Raw genomic sequence first — 14,395 nt, forward strand, 5'->3', positions numbered from 1 at the left:
TCTGGATGATTCAGGCAGAGCTTGGGTCGGCGCCGGAAATTGATGAATAAAATAATATTAAAAAATCGGTAGGCTTATGGTAGATTGTAAAATTAATCCGAACGCCCATTTGGATATTGGACAGCCCTAGTTCACAAAAGGTTTCGATTTTAATTCGTTCGGAATAGGTTATACTAGACAAAAGATCAGCTCCTAAAAGATGGGTTTGTGGTAAACACCATTTTAAAGGAAGCTGATCTTTTTTGTCCGAACAGCGTTCGGATTAATTTTACAATCTACCAACTAACAACAAAATGAAAAAGAGGTACTTTCGCCGCAATTATCAGCGTGAGTTTTCCACGTGATTCAATTGGCGAAAGAAGGTCAACAACTCAGGATAGAATGCTTTGTAGTCAAGTTTGTTGCCCCAATTGTCTACGTCCCATTTTTCGAGTTGTTGCTGGAATTGTTGCGCTTGCAATTCAGCCGATTAATCGGGTTTATGCAAGAACCGTTAATTGCCTAAGTAGAAATAGATGGCACCGATAACAAAAAGAATAATAACGATAACAAAAAGAATAATAATCATTCCTAAAATTACAAATAACGTTTTTTTCCAGCGTTTCATAATTAAATGGCTCCTCTCAAACTATGACTATCCGTTTTCCAACTATGATAGTTGGTTAGTTGGCCTTTGTAATTCCCCCAAATAGAGAAATTGATATTGCCTAAATGTGCCCCATACTTCCCGACACCAAGCACGTATTTCCAGCGGGCCTAAAATTAAGCCGATTAGTCTAAGTTAACAAGCCAGGTATTCTGGCATCGTTGATATAGCCCCATTTTAACGCAAGAAATCTATCAGAGTAGCCTTGGCTAACCTGATAGATTTCTGACAATATAAGCGTTTTGAATTGTGACAATTGTTTTTAATGGCTAGATTATCAATTTAAATCGCTTAAACGTCGGCTTATTCAGTGACTAATTGCTGGACAGTATCGGATATATGGATTTGTGTCTTATACTTCTTAAGGTCATGATTGTTAGTCGCTGTATTTCCCTTATGATTTAACAAGGCATCTAGCGCTGCTAGGTTGCTAACATAAGTCTGATTAATGTAGGTGCGAGGCACAATACGTGCAACTTTAACATAGCTGCCCTTATGATACGCCATCACATAAGGATCTTTGACCCCAGGATTAAGCCCCGTCGTTAAGGTTAATTTGGTCCATTCATTACCCATCGTATTATCGGTGAACCAAGCGGTCCAGTAACCATTGGTCGCCTTATTGTTAGGAGAAATTTCCTTTTCACTAGGTAATTTAGTGTACCCGACTTTATAGGATAAAAACGGATCAAAGCGATCAATCGTCCCAATACCTTTATAATATCCCAAACATAAAATACCAATACTAACCAGTGCTAGTACGATCAAGCCACCTAAACCAAAAGTCCAACGACGATAACGACTTTTAAGCTTAACATCCTGATCTATCTGGGTAGCCAAAGAGGGTTCTTTATCTTTTTTCATTGCAATCTCCTCGTTAAATAGAAGTTTTTCGAGTGAGATGTTAAACAATTGACTCAAAGCATGCAGGGTCTCTAAACTTGGCATATTCTTGCCAGTTTCCCAAGTTGAGACCGTTTGACGGGTCACATGTAATTTTTGAGCTAACGCTTCTTGGGTTAAGTTAGATTGCCTGCGCAAGGTCTTGATATCGTCTTTAAAGCTCAAATCTCACTCCTCCTAAATCATAATCAAGGATCTAAGGCAATCCTAGCAAGAATTACTAGCATTAGTCACGCAAATGTTACTTGCACAAGCCAATAAAGCCATTCCTCAGATCGTAATAACGTTCTGAAGAATGGCTTTAGAAATGATCAAAGGCCTATTTGTAAGCTATAGACCCTAAAGTGTTTTATAGCTAGAATTTGAAAGTAAGCTAATCAGGGACGTATAAGCATTAGTTACCTTCATTTTCTTGGGAAACCAATAGAATTGTACTTTTACCTTTCTTACCTCCTTATATACATAACTCAAATATCATTGTTTGAATTTGGTTAGAATATCTTTCAACGTCTTGACTAGATTGTTTAAATTAAACCTGTCAATTTGGCCTATTGAATTATCTGTTTGTGTATAGTTCTCAATTTTTTCAATTAGTTTTGAAATATCTGATTGTTCACCATGATGAAAATCATGAGAATTCGAAATTTGAAGATATTCAGAGTTTAGATAGTTATCAAGTAACGCTGCTTTAAATTTGGGCTCAAGTAGAGCATTGTTAAGATAATTAGACTCAAGGAGTTCTTTAAAAATATTTATTTTTATACCTGATTGCGTTATATTACGTATTTTATCAGTGTCATTATTAAAGATTGCCTTAACTAGATTTTGGGTTTCTAGTCTATGATTTTTATCTTTTGCTGAGTTCAATATGTCCCGAATCCTGCTCAATGTCTCCGCATCATTTACAAGTGCAGAATATTGAAAATTAAATTCAACAGGATCATAGATGTATAGTGATTTATTGCTATCGAAAGATCGGGTTACAGCATCTTGCAACGCGTTAATCAATTGATTTGAATAGTTATTATCATAGAAGTAAATATCATTTTTATCAAAAAACATAAAATAATTAAGAGTTAAAAGTATATCGTTAATTTCAGCTTTTGGGCTACATGCATCGTTGAACATTTTACCTTCAAGATCCTTAAGTTGATCATCAGTCATTTCTCTAAAATTGGAAACTTTTTCTAAATTAGAGATTGTTTTTTGGGGGTTGAAGAGTCCTTTCCAACAATCGACAAAATGTTGTGCAGAAAAGTCTCCGTTAAAGATTGCATTGGTTACCGAACTATCATACATAATCACCTTAGTTACATTTGTATTATTATGATATCTAATGGTTAATTGCTCAGCTGGTGATTTTTTCTCATCATCTTTCATGTGCATAAAATAGAAGTTACGTGTGTTAAGGAGCGGATCAATATCTTTTAAATTTTCACGTGTCAGTATACCTGCGCGATACTCTGTTGCAATTACAAATAAATTAGCAAAAACAGATCTTTTAATTTCTTTACTATATGAATTCTGCTCTGGATTCTTTTCAAAATATTGATTTAAATTCTTATCAATCAGTTTAAATGTAGACAGAATAAATTCCAATGTGCGTAGATTTAATTGTCTTTCGTTGTGCCGGCTATAATCTTCTATAATTTCTACCAGCCAATCTGAATTATCTTGTAAAAAGGCAATATTAGAATGCTGCAAGAATTCTTCTTTTATATCTTTCGAGTCATAAGTAAATAGGAGAACTCGACTTACGACTTTTTCACGCATCGAATGAAATTTTTCGTCTTCTTGAATTTCTTTGGAGTTACCGATAAGAATAACTCTATATCCATAATCTTCAATAAGATCGGTCAATAGAAATCCCATTAGGTCAGATATATGAATTTGTGGACTAATCCGTTCTAAATCGTCAATGATCAGAACCGAAGCAGGTGTCTTGTTTTGTGATAGTAATCTGTTCTTTATTAATATATTTTCAGCAGTGTGTGCGAGTGAAACGAAAGGTTTTAGCTTGTTGAAAGCACCTATGGTTCCTTTAGTAAGAGAAGCAAGGTCTTTAATCATAGATTTTGTGTTTTCTTTATCACCTTGCATACCTAGACTAGTAACAAATAACTGATTAAATAGAGCTGTCTTTAACTCATTAAGAGATTCGTAACCATAGACGGAAAAGTACACAGTTCTATGTTTTTTACAAATACATGGTATAAAGTGGTGTTTGAAGAAGAATGTCTTCCCGGAACCCCAAGGCCCATCAACCATAACGGCAAACTGATCTTGACCATTAATGTAGTCAGATAGGCTACTGAACAACTGATTTTTTCTCATGAATCCTCCATAATTAGTGTAGATATTAAAAAGATAGCGATACTTTTCCCATTTAGATAGAAAATTTCAGAGTTGATTTTTAAGGATTTTTTTCATGTAATTATAGTAAGCATCTATGATTTCCATCATATCATGAGCTTAGAAGCAATCACTCGGTATACCTTGTTGGCCGTTTTTAGTTTTTATACCCTGTTTAATCGATATAAACAACTTGTGCTCCGTTGTGTTTTCACCTTTTTGGTTGCAATTTATCCGCCATTTCTTATTGTTTGATTTTTGGGTTCTGTTTAGCAAATGCTTTCAAATGTTTTGGCATTCGACCACTGATTGATGAGGGGAATAGAAGTACTACCAAAAGTGCCACCAACTATTATTAGCTTTGCTTTTACATGCTTTTTTTTGCCCATTACCATATTTAGTAACTTTATTTCCATTTTGCTTGCTGTGATTATCATTGGTGTTATTCGATAAGGTATCGTCTTTGTCGCTTGATTGTTGTTTTGGAGTTGAACTGGAAGATTTAAGCAAACCACTCAACTTCTGCACGTGTTCTTCTAATTGATGGTTTTCTGCTACTGCTGCTAATTGCAATTGCTGTTGCTGATCTATCAACTTTGTTAAATATTCTATTTGTCGGTCTTTGGTAGCAAGCTGTTTGTCACGTTGAGACTTTAAATCTGCTACTTCTCTTCTCAGAGTAGAAACCAGCTCATTATTTTCTTCGCTAGCCTTTGTTGCTTTTTTGCTACCTGCTTGTTGGTTCTTTGCTACCAAATGCTTTGCTACCTTGTCTTTGATAATTCTTTCAGCTGTAGGGCTAATCATGTTTGCACCCTGACTATCTTTTTGCCGGTTATTTGCTGGTAGTCTTTGGTAGTGATATTGAATAGTCTGTTTGGAGACATTCAATTCATCAGCAAGCTCTCTAATAGTTTTAGGCATGATTTCCAAACCCCTTTCGGAGTTCAGCAAGAGCTTCTTGTCTTGCTTGATCTCTTATTTTTTTATCGTGCTCGGCCTGTTTATCAGCCAATGCTTGTTTCTCAGTAGAGCCTAAAGTTAACCCCTTAACCTTGTCAATGGCGCGCCATTTTTCCTGCTCTGTTAATTCACCATTATGCTGAATGTTAAAGAGTTTTTGACGTTCATCTTGAAATTGACCTTGTGAGAAGTCATTAGCGTTTTTCTTTTCAGACTTCCAAGTAAAAGAATACCCAATCACTGGTTTTCCGCGGCCTTTACCATATTTTTTTCTAACCGTTAGGCCTCTAAAAAGAGGCGTAAGTTCCTCTTTGATGGGTTTTAAAACGGATTGATTTATATTGCTACTTTTATAGCTTTTAGGGACATCTAATAGCTCGTTAAAGTCTGCAACTGAAAAGTAAGCGTACCCAGTAGTTCTAAATTGTTTTAGTAACCGAAACATGGTTTTTGCGTAGCTACTTTTTAAATCTCTGAATTCTGATAAAGCATAACGAACCCAACTTTCCAGCTCATTTAATAATTTTATAGCTTTGGGGTAAATTTTAATATCAACATAAGGATCATCAGCATGGCCGTTTATCTCAAATTCGGTAAACATAACAAAAAATTCACGATGCAGCCCATCTTTACTACGCCTTCCAAAGCGTAAGCCTAAAATTTTTTGATAAGTACTTTCAATATCGTCAATAAATCGGTTATTTGCTGTAGGTTTATATGCACTTAATTCTTTTAATTGATCAAATGAAAACCTTACAGTTTCGTCACCCTTGTCACGCATTCTAGAAACTATTGAGAAGAATAAATTCATTTCAACAGGAGTGAATTTTCGAAGTGGGATTGTATTTAATTCAGGATCATATTTAACAATTTCATTACTCAAATGAAGCACCTCTTTTAATGAATATGGTTTTATGAATATATAATACTATAAAACTCTATCTATAAACAGACAAAACTCTATCCATAAACAGACAAAACTCTATCTATAAACAGACAAAACTCTATCTATAAACAGACAAAACTCTATCCATAAACTTCTGTACGCCTTGGGGGAGTAAGGCGCAATAGGGGTCTAAAAGAGGTTTAAAAGAGGTTTATAAAAGAGGTTTAAAAGAGGCACTACTGTACGAGGTCAAAACCTAGAATCAAAAAACACAAAGGAGTGAGCCAAAAAACAGGCTCACATTAAACTCCAGTCGCTATGCTCCTTGCGCCTCACTCTGTTCGTTGCCTAAAAGGTGTGGCAAGCCACATTAATTCGGGCGCTGACGCCCCGAACCCCGTCCAAGCTGAGCCAGCTTGACCGCTTTTTCACTCGCCGTTAGGCAGGAAAGCAAAGTTTTATAGAAACTTTGGCTTTCGCCAATTCAGTGTTAAGACTGGTTTAGAGCTGTCAATTCCTTATGCTCCCACGCTTTGCTCGTCCGCTACCATTGACAGCAAACAGTTAGTTTTTTGAATCTCAACAAGATTTTAGCTGCTATGTTCGTTTTTAAGGGCCTTATTTTTCGTTTCTAGCAATTTTAAGACTATTCATATACATTTATACCAAAGCAAAAATTAAAAGCCCTCAGAAGGCTTTTAAAGGGCTAAATAACGAAGCTAGGACGATTAATAATATTTTCTTGCCTTTTTTTCAAAATATAAGTGTATAAGGAATCATACAGATTCCTTTTGATCTCGCCAGGTTCATTGACAAAAGCTTCAAACAATTCTTGAATATCAACTTGCCAAGGATCAGCAAGCATTTCATCAATTGGTTTTAATACTTTCTTTTCGTCCAGCTTAATTACTCCTAACATTAAAATAATAATTTCAATTTAGATACGCAGTTCTTAAAGTTAGTTATTCAAATTTTGTTGCCAGGTTTATGAAGATTCTCTGCATAAAGCAATTAAAAAAATTTGGTTGAAAGCAGCGGGATATGCAACAATTTTTAGCATTTAAAGCATAACAAACTCAGTTAAGTGTAAGCATAAATTGAATTAAGAATACATTCCATTCAACAACGGCAAAAATTGATTTTATGGTTATCAGCAGACCGAGTGAAACGAGGTCAATGCGCACTTACACCCTTGACACTTGTCAAGGGTAGATTTAATCCCCATTTTGATTGGGATTATTTGTATTAGAAGGCTAGCGCCAACGATAAAAATCCTAGAGCCAAATCTCAAGATTAATCAATCACATTACGAAGGATCCAATGACTATAAGCAAGACGAGCACCGGGAGTTATCACCCAGGGGTGATTAATTTCGAAAATTTGAATTTCAGTTGCTAAGTAAAGTGGCGTCTTACCATGATTAAAAGCAAAAACGGGTTGCGGAAAATCAGGCTTACTAGCAACTTGATGAACACTTTGACGAGAGTTCATCTGCCAGCGAATTTTTAAATCTTCACGCGACAATAACTGTGGCAGCTGTGTTTTTTCAAGTTGAGCTTGTTGCTGCAACTTTTGTGTAAACTCTTGTTTAGTCTTGTTTTGATGCCAATCATCAAAAAGATCATACTTGTTTGATTTAAAATCTAAATCCATAAAGCCAGCCTCCTAACCAAAATCAATTTTATCCAGCATCGTTTCAGTACTAGCCTGGTCTAAGCCTAAATAAGCTAAAGTCATTGCTTCACTGGAATGATTTAGCAAATTCATGACTAAGCCAATATTATAATTTGATTGCGTGTAAACGCGATAAGCCCCGGTTTTACGCATCGTATGGGTCCCTAGATAATTAATTCCTAACAGATCGCCAACCTTGCTCATGATTTTGTAGAACTGTTTTTCCGTGATATGTCGTTCTGGGTGCTGAATCGAGGGAAACAACCAGTCAGAAACCAAATGGTTTTCTTGCAACCAAGCTTGATAGGCTAATAAATCAGTTTGCACGGGTTTTAAGTAGAGCAGGTTAGCTTTACCGGTCTTTTGGTCGTGTATAAACGCATTCTGACGCACGGTGCCGTTTTCGTTAAAGACATCTGTCCAACGAAGCTTCATAACGTCGCTCACTCGCAACAGAGTCGCTTTACCCACTTGAAAAACGGTATAGTTACGCCAACCAGCTTTGAAATTATGGAGTAACGTATCTTGCACTTCTTTGAGAACATTTGAATCTTTGATGGGTAAGACAATTTGTTGCATAGTTTTAGCTCCTTAAAAAATTGATTTTTAGTACAAATTAAAGTACAATATTAAGTACAATGAAAGGGTGGTAAATATGACATTAGCATTAACACAGAGCGATTTTCGCGCTAACCTAAAAAAATATTTAGATCAAGTTAATGACGAAGACGAAACCGTTTATATTGCTCGTTCAAATAGTCGCGCAGTAGCCATCGTTTCACAAGAAAAAATGGACTGGCTAGAAAGAGCATTAAAAGCGAAAGAAGGTTCGTTAGAATATGCAATTGCACGTGATCAGTTAATTAAACGCCATGTTTTACCTGACGATGAAATTGTTGAATCAGATGATGATTATTGGGGTCAGTTTAAATAATGAAAAAACTAAGATTTAAACCACGTGCAACCTTTAATGCTGATTTAAAACGGTTAGCCAGTTTAGACAAATCTATTATTGATGAAGTTCGAGCAGTCATTGACCTGTTGCTTGAGCAACAACAATTACCACCAGAATTTGAGGATCATGAACTTAATCGGCGAATGAGCGGGTATAATGAATTTCACTTACGAGATACCCCGAAAAACAAAATACCAAGCGAAACTAACGATGTCCTGGTTGTTTACACGATTGATAAAGATGAACTAGTCTTAATTGGCATTCGAGTCGGATCGCATGATCGTTTATTTCCTGGTCAAAATCGTTCTAAAAGGTATCGAAAAAATAACGAATAAAAGAAGCTATTTCTGGTATATAAAAATAAATAACCCCTAATATCTACATTATAGATATTAGGGGTTATTCTTTCAACGTTTTCGAGGGGGTATTTATCACAAATAGACCCTCTTGTTGTTAAATTAATGTTCTAATTTTATATGCTAAACCAGGGAAAGCCATTAGCATCTTTTCTTTCCAAACCTCTGGATCAACATCAATTGCCATAACAGGAATTAGTGCATTGATATCATCTACTGCTGTTTGGCTAATTTCAGCAGCGCCCACGAGATGATTTTGCTTGTCAAAGACTAATGATAATCGTGCGTGATCATCTGTTCCAGCATAAAAAAAGTCACCTTGAGTAATATCAATATCTTTAATTGAATAATTACTGTCTTCCTTTGCTTTATCAATACTAATTCCAGCTTGAGCGAGTTGGGGGAATGTGAACGTAACGGTTCCAATTACTGGGTACCTAAGAGGTTCAGTTGTTTTATTAGTAAGTAAGGCACTTAAGTAGTCTGCTTCAAACTGTGCCGTAGAGGTTAATGCTGGTGCGGTTTTATCAACAATATCGCCCATTGCGTAAATGTTATTTGCTGATGTGGTCAAATATTTATCAACTTTAATTCCGCGGTTGCTGTACTCTACACCAGCATTATCAAGTTTCAATGCATTAATTTCAGGAACTCTACCACTGGCATTAATAACTTTATCAAAAGTGCCAAGGTTGCCGTTAGCTGATTGAACCTCATAGCCAGTTTGTGCTTCGGTAACAGCTGTAACATTTGTGTTAAATATAAAATTAATACCAAGTGAGTTTTTCATTTCATCAACTAACTGATGAACGTGTTGGCTGTAAAATCCCTCTAGCGGTTGGCCGGATCGGACAATAACGGTTACTTTAACCCCGGCAGCAGACAACAATGTAGCAAATTCCATACCAACGTAACCACTTCCGATAATTGCGACGTTCTTTGGAGTATCTTCGAGTTCAAAAAGGTTAGTACTAGTAAGTAGGTACTCGTGGCCAGGAATGTTAAGAGGATGCGGCTTTTTTCCGGTTGCGATTACAAAATTATCAGCAGTGATTTTTTTATTATTAACTTCAATGGTATGTTGATCAACAAATGATGCTTCACCCTTGATGGTAGTCGCACCCAGGCCTTCATACATACTTTGCATATTATTTAGGAATGACGCCATAGCCTTATTCTTTTGCTGAATAAGTTCTTTCCAGTCAAGCTTAGCTGGTTGAGTAATTCCCTTACCTTGCAAACGCATTGAAGTTAAGGTTGCTCGTGCTGCTCCTTCTAAGAAAATCTTGGGTTCGCAGCCTTCGTTAGGGCAAATTCCGCCAAACCGATTCTTTTCAACAACCGCGATTTTCTTTCCGCTATTCTGCATTCCCAATAGGAAACGATAAACTGATGGCCCACTGCCAATAACAACGTAGTCAAACTTCATTTATAGCTTCCCTCCATTTATTTTGTTTTCTTCTTCTTATCCTCAGTTTGCTTTTGATGTTCAGCGATATTACAACCGTCTGGCCCACATACAGCAGCATCATTATTATCGCCAAATATTGTATTAAATTGTGGCTTATCTTCGGTCATCGTAAATTCCTCCTAATTTTCTTCTTCTTGAACTCGCTTTAAGGCTTTAACAAAGACTTCATATGGTTGGGCACCACTAATTGCATACTTATTATTGATTACAAAAAAAGGTGCAGCATGAATACCGGATTGTTGAGCCTCTGCCTCGTCATTGACCACAGCTTGATGATATTGGTTAGAATTAAGCACTTTTTCTACTTCGTCTTTAGCAAGCCCAGCTTCCATTGCCGCATTTAATAGCACATCATGGTCAGAAATCGATTGACCATCACTAAAGTAAACTTGGTAGAAGCGTCTAATTACTCGTTCAGTCAAATCAGGATCATTTTTAGCTTCTGCGAATTTAATAATCCGGTGCGCATCCATAGTATTTGTAGGTACTACACTGTCAAGATCCATTGGTAGACCATCGTTATGCGCCATTTGTTCGATGTAAGCCATTTGCTTTTTGGCCTGTGGCTCCATTGCCTTATTTCCCTGAGTGAAGTGATTAATGTATCCTTCATCGGTTTCCTTTGGTGTTGCAGGGTTAAGCTCGAATGATTTGAACTCTAATTCAGTTGTGTCATAAATACCAATTTCCTTCATTGCTCGTTTCATTCGGTTAGAACCGATATAACAAAAGGGGCAAGCAATGTCTGACCAATATTTGATTTCCATAAAGTAATTTTCCTCTCTTTAATCTTTAACCGTTTGCCGATGCTTTATGGCTTCGAAATATTCAAAGGCGTTTTGCCCAGCAATACCACCATCGCCAACCGCAGTTGTAATTTGCCGCAGTTGCTTTTGCCGGACATCACCAATTGCATAGATTCCAGGAATTGTTGTTTCCATTTGATCGTTAGTTATAATCCAACCAGCTTGATCGGTAATATTTAAATTATTGAAAATTTGGCTATTTGGAAAGTTACCGACATAAACGAAAACTCCATCAGTGTCTAGAGTTGTATCATCACCGACCTGATTGTTATGAATTTTTACTCCAGTAACATGATTTTCATCACCTAAAATCTCTGTCACACTAGTATTCCAAGTGAAATCTATCTTATCGTTATCAAAAGCACGATTTTGTAATACCTTTTGTGCCCGTAACTGATCGCGACGATGAATGACATTAACTCCATCAGTGACATTAGCTAAGTACAATCCTTCAGAAATTGCTGAATCACCACCGCCAACTACAGTAACATTCTTTCCTTTAAAGAAAGAACCATCACATACTGCACAGTAAGAAACCCCTTTTCCGGAGAACTTTTCTTCACCTGGTACACCTAATTTTCGATTATTAGATCCTGTTGCAATAATTACTGCGCTTGCTACTAACTCGTCACTATCGGTTTGAATATGCTTCATTTGTTGATCATCAACGGTAACGTTTTGGACATCACCATATACAAAATTTACTCCGGCCTTAACGGTTCCTTGATACATTTTCTCACCAAGTTCAGGACCCTTAATTGTTGTAAAACCAGGGTAGTTTTCAATGTCATCGGTGTTGTTCATTTGTCCACCATAAATACCGCGATCAAGCATTGCTACATTTAAATTAGCTCGTGCTGCATATAAGGCAGCGGTCATTCCACCAGGACCGGCCCCAATCACTACTACATCATATTTCCTCATTAAATTTCACTCCAATCTACTTATTAGTCGTCACGTAACGCTAATCCCTTATCCAATGAACGATTAACAATGACTTCTTGTGCATCAATAATGGTTAACCACTATATAATCTAAATGGTCTTGGTCTTTATGGGTTTCAGTTTTCTTATCAAGGAGTCGGACATAACTTTCAGTTGCTAACGTCCCCATACCGCCAAGAATAGTTAAAAAATTCTTCATTAGTTAATAGTGTTGGTAATGAAGTTTTCGACTTCTTCTTTAGTCTTCCGATCTTTATTGACAAGTCTTCCGATTTCTTGCCCATCTCTAAAAATAACGAAGCTTGGAATACCAAAGATATTTAGTTCTTGAGCCAATTCGGTATTCTCATCACGATCGACACTGATGAAAGTGTAATCTTTGAATTCTTGTTCAATTTCTGGTAGATGAGGCTTGATAAAGCTACAATCAGGGCACCAAGAAGCTATAAAAACTAAAATATATTTTCCATTCTTCAGTTTTTTATCAAATTCTTTTTTATTCATTACTGATAGTTGTTCCATTTAGCTTCTCCCCTCTTAACCTAATTAGTATATTGAGCAAGAACGGTTTTAAGTTGGTCCTTACTGTGGAGGCCAACCAGCTTATCAACTACTTGGCCATCTTTTTTGATAATTAAGGTTGGAATAGACATAATTCCAAATGCCATTGGTGTTTTTTGATTTGCATCTACGTCCATTTTAGTGATTTTGACTTTATCGCCAATTTCTTTATCAAGTTGTTCAATAATCGGTCCTTGCATTCGACATGGAGGACACCAAGTAGCCCAAAAATCAGTTAATGTAACACCGGTACTAGTTTCTTTCACAAAGTCTTTGTCAGTTAAGTTCTTAACCATAAGAGTCGCTCCTTTATAGGTAATATTTAATTAAAGTTGTTAATTGTGATTGATCAATAAAACGGGTAATTTTTTCAACGATTTTTCCATCACGCAGCAAAATAGTACTGGGTGCGGAATAAACATTGTATTTTTTTGCTAGTTCTGGGTGAGCATCTGAATTCACTACCCGAACGTTTAAATATGAATTAAAGTCATGGCTAATCTTATTTATTATTGGTCGCTGCGTATAACACTGGGCGCACCAATTATTCTCAAAATTAATTAAGGTTAGCGTTTTATCAATAGTAGACAAGTTATGTCACTGCCTTTCAACTATTCAATTGTTTGCTTGAATAGTTTAATAATATCACATACTTTTTGTAAGTCAATATAAAAGCACGATTTAATCAATAAATGACTAAATCGTGCTTAAACTGTTTATTCTGTTATTTTATTCCAATAATAGTAACTTGAATTTAAACTAACTGCGTCAAAACCATTTCTATTTAAGATCTGTGTGGCAATGTTGGAATTAGCACATAGTCTTCCACGGCAATAAATAATAATTTTTTGATCTTTAGGTAATTTGGGCATTGATTCTTTTAATGTTTCCAATGGGACATTAATTGCCGATTGTATGTGGCCTGCTGCATATTCATCAGAAGGTCGTACATCAAGGACAAAGCAATTTTTGTATTCTTCTTGAGCTTGCTTTAAGGAAATGGTTTTAACGTTATCTTGAGCGTCTGATTTATCCTGAATTGTTTTCATATCTGAAAGTTCACTGTTGCCAATATCGGTTAATAGGTGCACAAGATCACTAATTTTGGGAGAACTAAGGCTATAAATAATATGATTGCCTTTTCGTTTTGTTTTAACCAGATGACTGTCCTTCAATATTTGTAGATGGCGTGAGGCGTTAGCTACACTTATTCCGACCCCGTTGGCAATAGTTTCAACTGATTTGGGTGCTTGAGTTAAAAGATCAAGAATTTCTAATCGTCGATCACTGCTTAGCCCCTTACCAATTTTAGATAGTTCTTCATATAGTCCATTTTTGTAGTTAACTGCTTGTTCAAACATTTTCTTTCCACCTTTTCAACTATTTTGTTGAATAGTTTACCAGTTTTCCTATGAAATTGAAATTCAATATTATTAGTTAATAAATTAATGGGCCTTGTCTTTTTAGATTTAGGAGTCATCCTATAATTATAGACCCTATATATTCATAGCCCCTTTCTGTTTGGTGTTAAAGTATTAGTCATCGATGTCATGCACTATCTTGTTTAGCTCCGTTTTGATGGAACTGGGAATATTTTCTAAATTGAAATGATTATATATTTCTTTATCCTTAAGCATCCTTTTTTGTGCCTTATTTAATTTACACTCATTGTTACCCACTACCCATTCATCCTTTGTACGTATAAAGGGGTTTTGCGCACTTTCCTTTAACGCGTTTTGAACATCTTCATAAGGTAAATAAAATTCAATTGTAGATTTATTTAATTTTACAATCTACCAATTAACGTCTCCATCTTTTCAAAACGACTTAATTCTACGGGCTATAAATAACTTAATTTGCCAGTGTATAACGTTTCAG

Annotated in this window: 17 protein-coding genes and 2 pseudogenes; 2 read left to right on the forward strand and 17 right to left on the reverse strand. The window is 36.0% G+C overall.

Annotated elements, in window-relative coordinates; translation table 11 throughout:
• Positions 1-91: 91 nt before the first annotated feature.
• From EKM87_RS11330 to EKM87_RS11370, 8 genes and pseudogenes are all read right to left on the reverse strand, one after another.
• A pseudogene (locus tag EKM87_RS11330) lies at positions 92-181 on the reverse strand (IS30 family transposase); the annotation flags it as partial.
• Between the two features lie 768 nt (positions 182-949).
• The gene (locus tag EKM87_RS11340) at positions 950-1,714 is read right to left on the reverse strand and encodes a helix-turn-helix domain-containing protein (protein WP_076661715.1); all 765 of its coding nucleotides are present in this window, start codon (positions 1,712-1,714) and stop codon (positions 950-952) included.
• A gap of 309 nt (positions 1,715-2,023) precedes the next feature.
• Positions 2,024-3,883 carry a P-loop NTPase fold protein gene (locus EKM87_RS11345; protein WP_125684844.1) on the reverse strand — a complete coding sequence of 620 codons (1,860 nt, stop codon included), beginning with the start codon at positions 3,881-3,883 and terminating at the stop codon, positions 2,024-2,026.
• Between the two features lie 348 nt (positions 3,884-4,231).
• On the reverse strand, positions 4,232-4,825 hold the full coding sequence (locus EKM87_RS11350) for a DUF536 domain-containing protein (protein WP_125684847.1): 594 nt from the start codon (positions 4,823-4,825) through the stop codon (positions 4,232-4,234).
• Entirely contained in the window at positions 4,818-5,747 is a 930-nt protein-coding gene (locus EKM87_RS11355) for a replication initiation protein (protein WP_027821993.1), read from the reverse strand. Before EKM87_RS11355 ends, EKM87_RS11350 begins: the two co-directional genes overlap by 8 nt.
• 709 nt (positions 5,748-6,456) lie before the next feature.
• A complete protein-coding gene (locus EKM87_RS11360) occupies positions 6,457-6,669 on the reverse strand; it encodes a hypothetical protein (RefSeq protein ID WP_125684849.1) in 213 nt (70 codons plus the stop codon).
• Positions 6,670-7,043: 374 nt separating this feature from the next.
• Entirely contained in the window at positions 7,044-7,403 is a 360-nt protein-coding gene (locus EKM87_RS11365) for a hypothetical protein (RefSeq protein WP_015474693.1), read from the reverse strand.
• Positions 7,404-7,415: 12 nt separating this feature from the next.
• Positions 7,416-8,003 carry a site-specific integrase gene (locus tag EKM87_RS11370; protein WP_012660357.1) on the reverse strand — a complete coding sequence of 196 codons (588 nt, stop codon included), beginning with the start codon at positions 8,001-8,003 and terminating at the stop codon, positions 7,416-7,418.
• Positions 8,004-8,079: 76 nt separating this feature from the next.
• Between EKM87_RS11370 and EKM87_RS11375 the strand changes: the two genes are divergently transcribed.
• Both EKM87_RS11375 and EKM87_RS11380 read left to right on the forward strand, forming a co-directional pair.
• A complete protein-coding gene (locus EKM87_RS11375) occupies positions 8,080-8,358 on the forward strand; it encodes a type II toxin-antitoxin system Phd/YefM family antitoxin (RefSeq protein WP_003586674.1) in 279 nt (92 codons plus the stop codon).
• The gene (locus EKM87_RS11380) at positions 8,358-8,714 is read left to right on the forward strand and encodes a type II toxin-antitoxin system YafQ family toxin (RefSeq protein ID WP_015474695.1); all 357 of its coding nucleotides are present in this window, start codon (positions 8,358-8,360) and stop codon (positions 8,712-8,714) included. The genes EKM87_RS11375 and EKM87_RS11380 overlap by 1 nt, the downstream gene beginning before the upstream one ends.
• 118 nt (positions 8,715-8,832) lie before the next feature.
• On the opposite strand, the gene EKM87_RS11385 is transcribed toward EKM87_RS11380, so the two are convergent.
• The 9 genes and pseudogenes from EKM87_RS11385 to EKM87_RS11420 form a co-directional block, all read right to left on the reverse strand.
• Positions 8,833-10,164 (reverse strand): dihydrolipoyl dehydrogenase family protein, encoded by a 1,332-nt coding sequence (locus EKM87_RS11385; RefSeq protein WP_015474696.1) that lies wholly within the window; start codon positions 10,162-10,164, stop codon positions 8,833-8,835.
• A gap of 17 nt (positions 10,165-10,181) precedes the next feature.
• A complete protein-coding gene (locus EKM87_RS12640) occupies positions 10,182-10,313 on the reverse strand; it encodes a hypothetical protein (protein WP_015474697.1) in 132 nt (43 codons plus the stop codon).
• Between the two features lie 12 nt (positions 10,314-10,325).
• On the reverse strand, positions 10,326-10,973 hold the full coding sequence (locus tag EKM87_RS11390) for a DsbA family oxidoreductase (protein ID WP_006844821.1): 648 nt from the start codon (positions 10,971-10,973) through the stop codon (positions 10,326-10,328).
• 18 nt (positions 10,974-10,991) lie between these two features.
• Positions 10,992-11,936 (reverse strand): thioredoxin-disulfide reductase, encoded by a 945-nt coding sequence (gene trxB, locus EKM87_RS11395; RefSeq protein ID WP_006844822.1) that lies wholly within the window; start codon positions 11,934-11,936, stop codon positions 10,992-10,994.
• Positions 11,937-12,026: 90 nt separating this feature from the next.
• Positions 12,027-12,155 (reverse strand): annotated as a pseudogene (locus tag EKM87_RS11400) (aspartate racemase); the annotation flags it as partial.
• Positions 12,155-12,478 (reverse strand): thioredoxin family protein, encoded by a 324-nt coding sequence (locus EKM87_RS11405; protein WP_006844823.1) that lies wholly within the window; start codon positions 12,476-12,478, stop codon positions 12,155-12,157. The gene EKM87_RS11405 and the pseudogene EKM87_RS11400, both read right to left, overlap by 1 nt.
• Before the next feature lie 20 nt (positions 12,479-12,498).
• Positions 12,499-12,813 (reverse strand): thioredoxin, encoded by a 315-nt coding sequence (trxA, locus tag EKM87_RS11410; protein ID WP_015474701.1) that lies wholly within the window; start codon positions 12,811-12,813, stop codon positions 12,499-12,501.
• Between the two features lie 13 nt (positions 12,814-12,826).
• The gene (locus EKM87_RS11415) at positions 12,827-13,108 is read right to left on the reverse strand and encodes a thioredoxin family protein (RefSeq protein ID WP_008855846.1); all 282 of its coding nucleotides are present in this window, start codon (positions 13,106-13,108) and stop codon (positions 12,827-12,829) included.
• A 125-nt stretch (positions 13,109-13,233) separates the two neighbouring features.
• Positions 13,234-13,878: an ArsR/SmtB family transcription factor gene (locus EKM87_RS11420; RefSeq protein WP_015474702.1), complete on the reverse strand. Its 645-nt coding sequence runs from the start codon at positions 13,876-13,878 to the stop codon at positions 13,234-13,236.
• Positions 13,879-14,395 lie beyond the last annotated feature (517 nt).

Source organism: Levilactobacillus yonginensis (genome assembly GCF_003946265.1).
In the GTDB taxonomy this organism is placed as follows: Bacteria; Bacillota; Bacilli; order Lactobacillales; family Lactobacillaceae; genus Levilactobacillus; species Levilactobacillus yonginensis.

Coding starts and splice junctions, on each gene's coding strand:
- EKM87_RS11360 (WP_125684849.1), bottom strand. CDS start 6,669: ATGTTAGGAGTAATTAAGCTGGACGAAAAGAAAGTATTAAAACCAATT.
- EKM87_RS11380 (WP_015474695.1), top strand. CDS start 8,358: ATGAAAAAACTAAGATTTAAACCACGTGCAACCTTTAATGCTGATTTA.
- EKM87_RS11375 (WP_003586674.1), top strand. CDS start 8,080: ATGACATTAGCATTAACACAGAGCGATTTTCGCGCTAACCTAAAAAAA.
- EKM87_RS11365 (WP_015474693.1), bottom strand. CDS start 7,403: ATGGATTTAGATTTTAAATCAAACAAGTATGATCTTTTTGATGATTGG.
- EKM87_RS11385 (WP_015474696.1), bottom strand. CDS start 10,164: ATGAAGTTTGACTACGTTGTTATTGGCAGTGGGCCATCAGTTTATCGT.
- EKM87_RS11390 (WP_006844821.1), bottom strand. CDS start 10,973: ATGGAAATCAAATATTGGTCAGACATTGCTTGCCCCTTTTGTTATATC.
- trxA (WP_015474701.1), bottom strand. CDS start 12,813: ATGGTTAAGAACTTAACTGACAAAGACTTTGTGAAAGAAACTAGTACC.
- EKM87_RS11345 (WP_125684844.1), bottom strand. CDS start 3,883: ATGAGAAAAAATCAGTTGTTCAGTAGCCTATCTGACTACATTAATGGT.
- EKM87_RS11420 (WP_015474702.1), bottom strand. CDS start 13,878: ATGTTTGAACAAGCAGTTAACTACAAAAATGGACTATATGAAGAACTA.
- EKM87_RS11370 (WP_012660357.1), bottom strand. CDS start 8,003: ATGCAACAAATTGTCTTACCCATCAAAGATTCAAATGTTCTCAAAGAA.
- EKM87_RS11405 (WP_006844823.1), bottom strand. CDS start 12,478: ATGGAACAACTATCAGTAATGAATAAAAAAGAATTTGATAAAAAACTG.
- EKM87_RS11350 (WP_125684847.1), bottom strand. CDS start 4,825: ATGCCTAAAACTATTAGAGAGCTTGCTGATGAATTGAATGTCTCCAAA.
- EKM87_RS12640 (WP_015474697.1), bottom strand. CDS start 10,313: ATGACCGAAGATAAGCCACAATTTAATACAATATTTGGCGATAATAAT.
- trxB (WP_006844822.1), bottom strand. CDS start 11,936: ATGAGGAAATATGATGTAGTAGTGATTGGGGCCGGTCCTGGTGGAATG.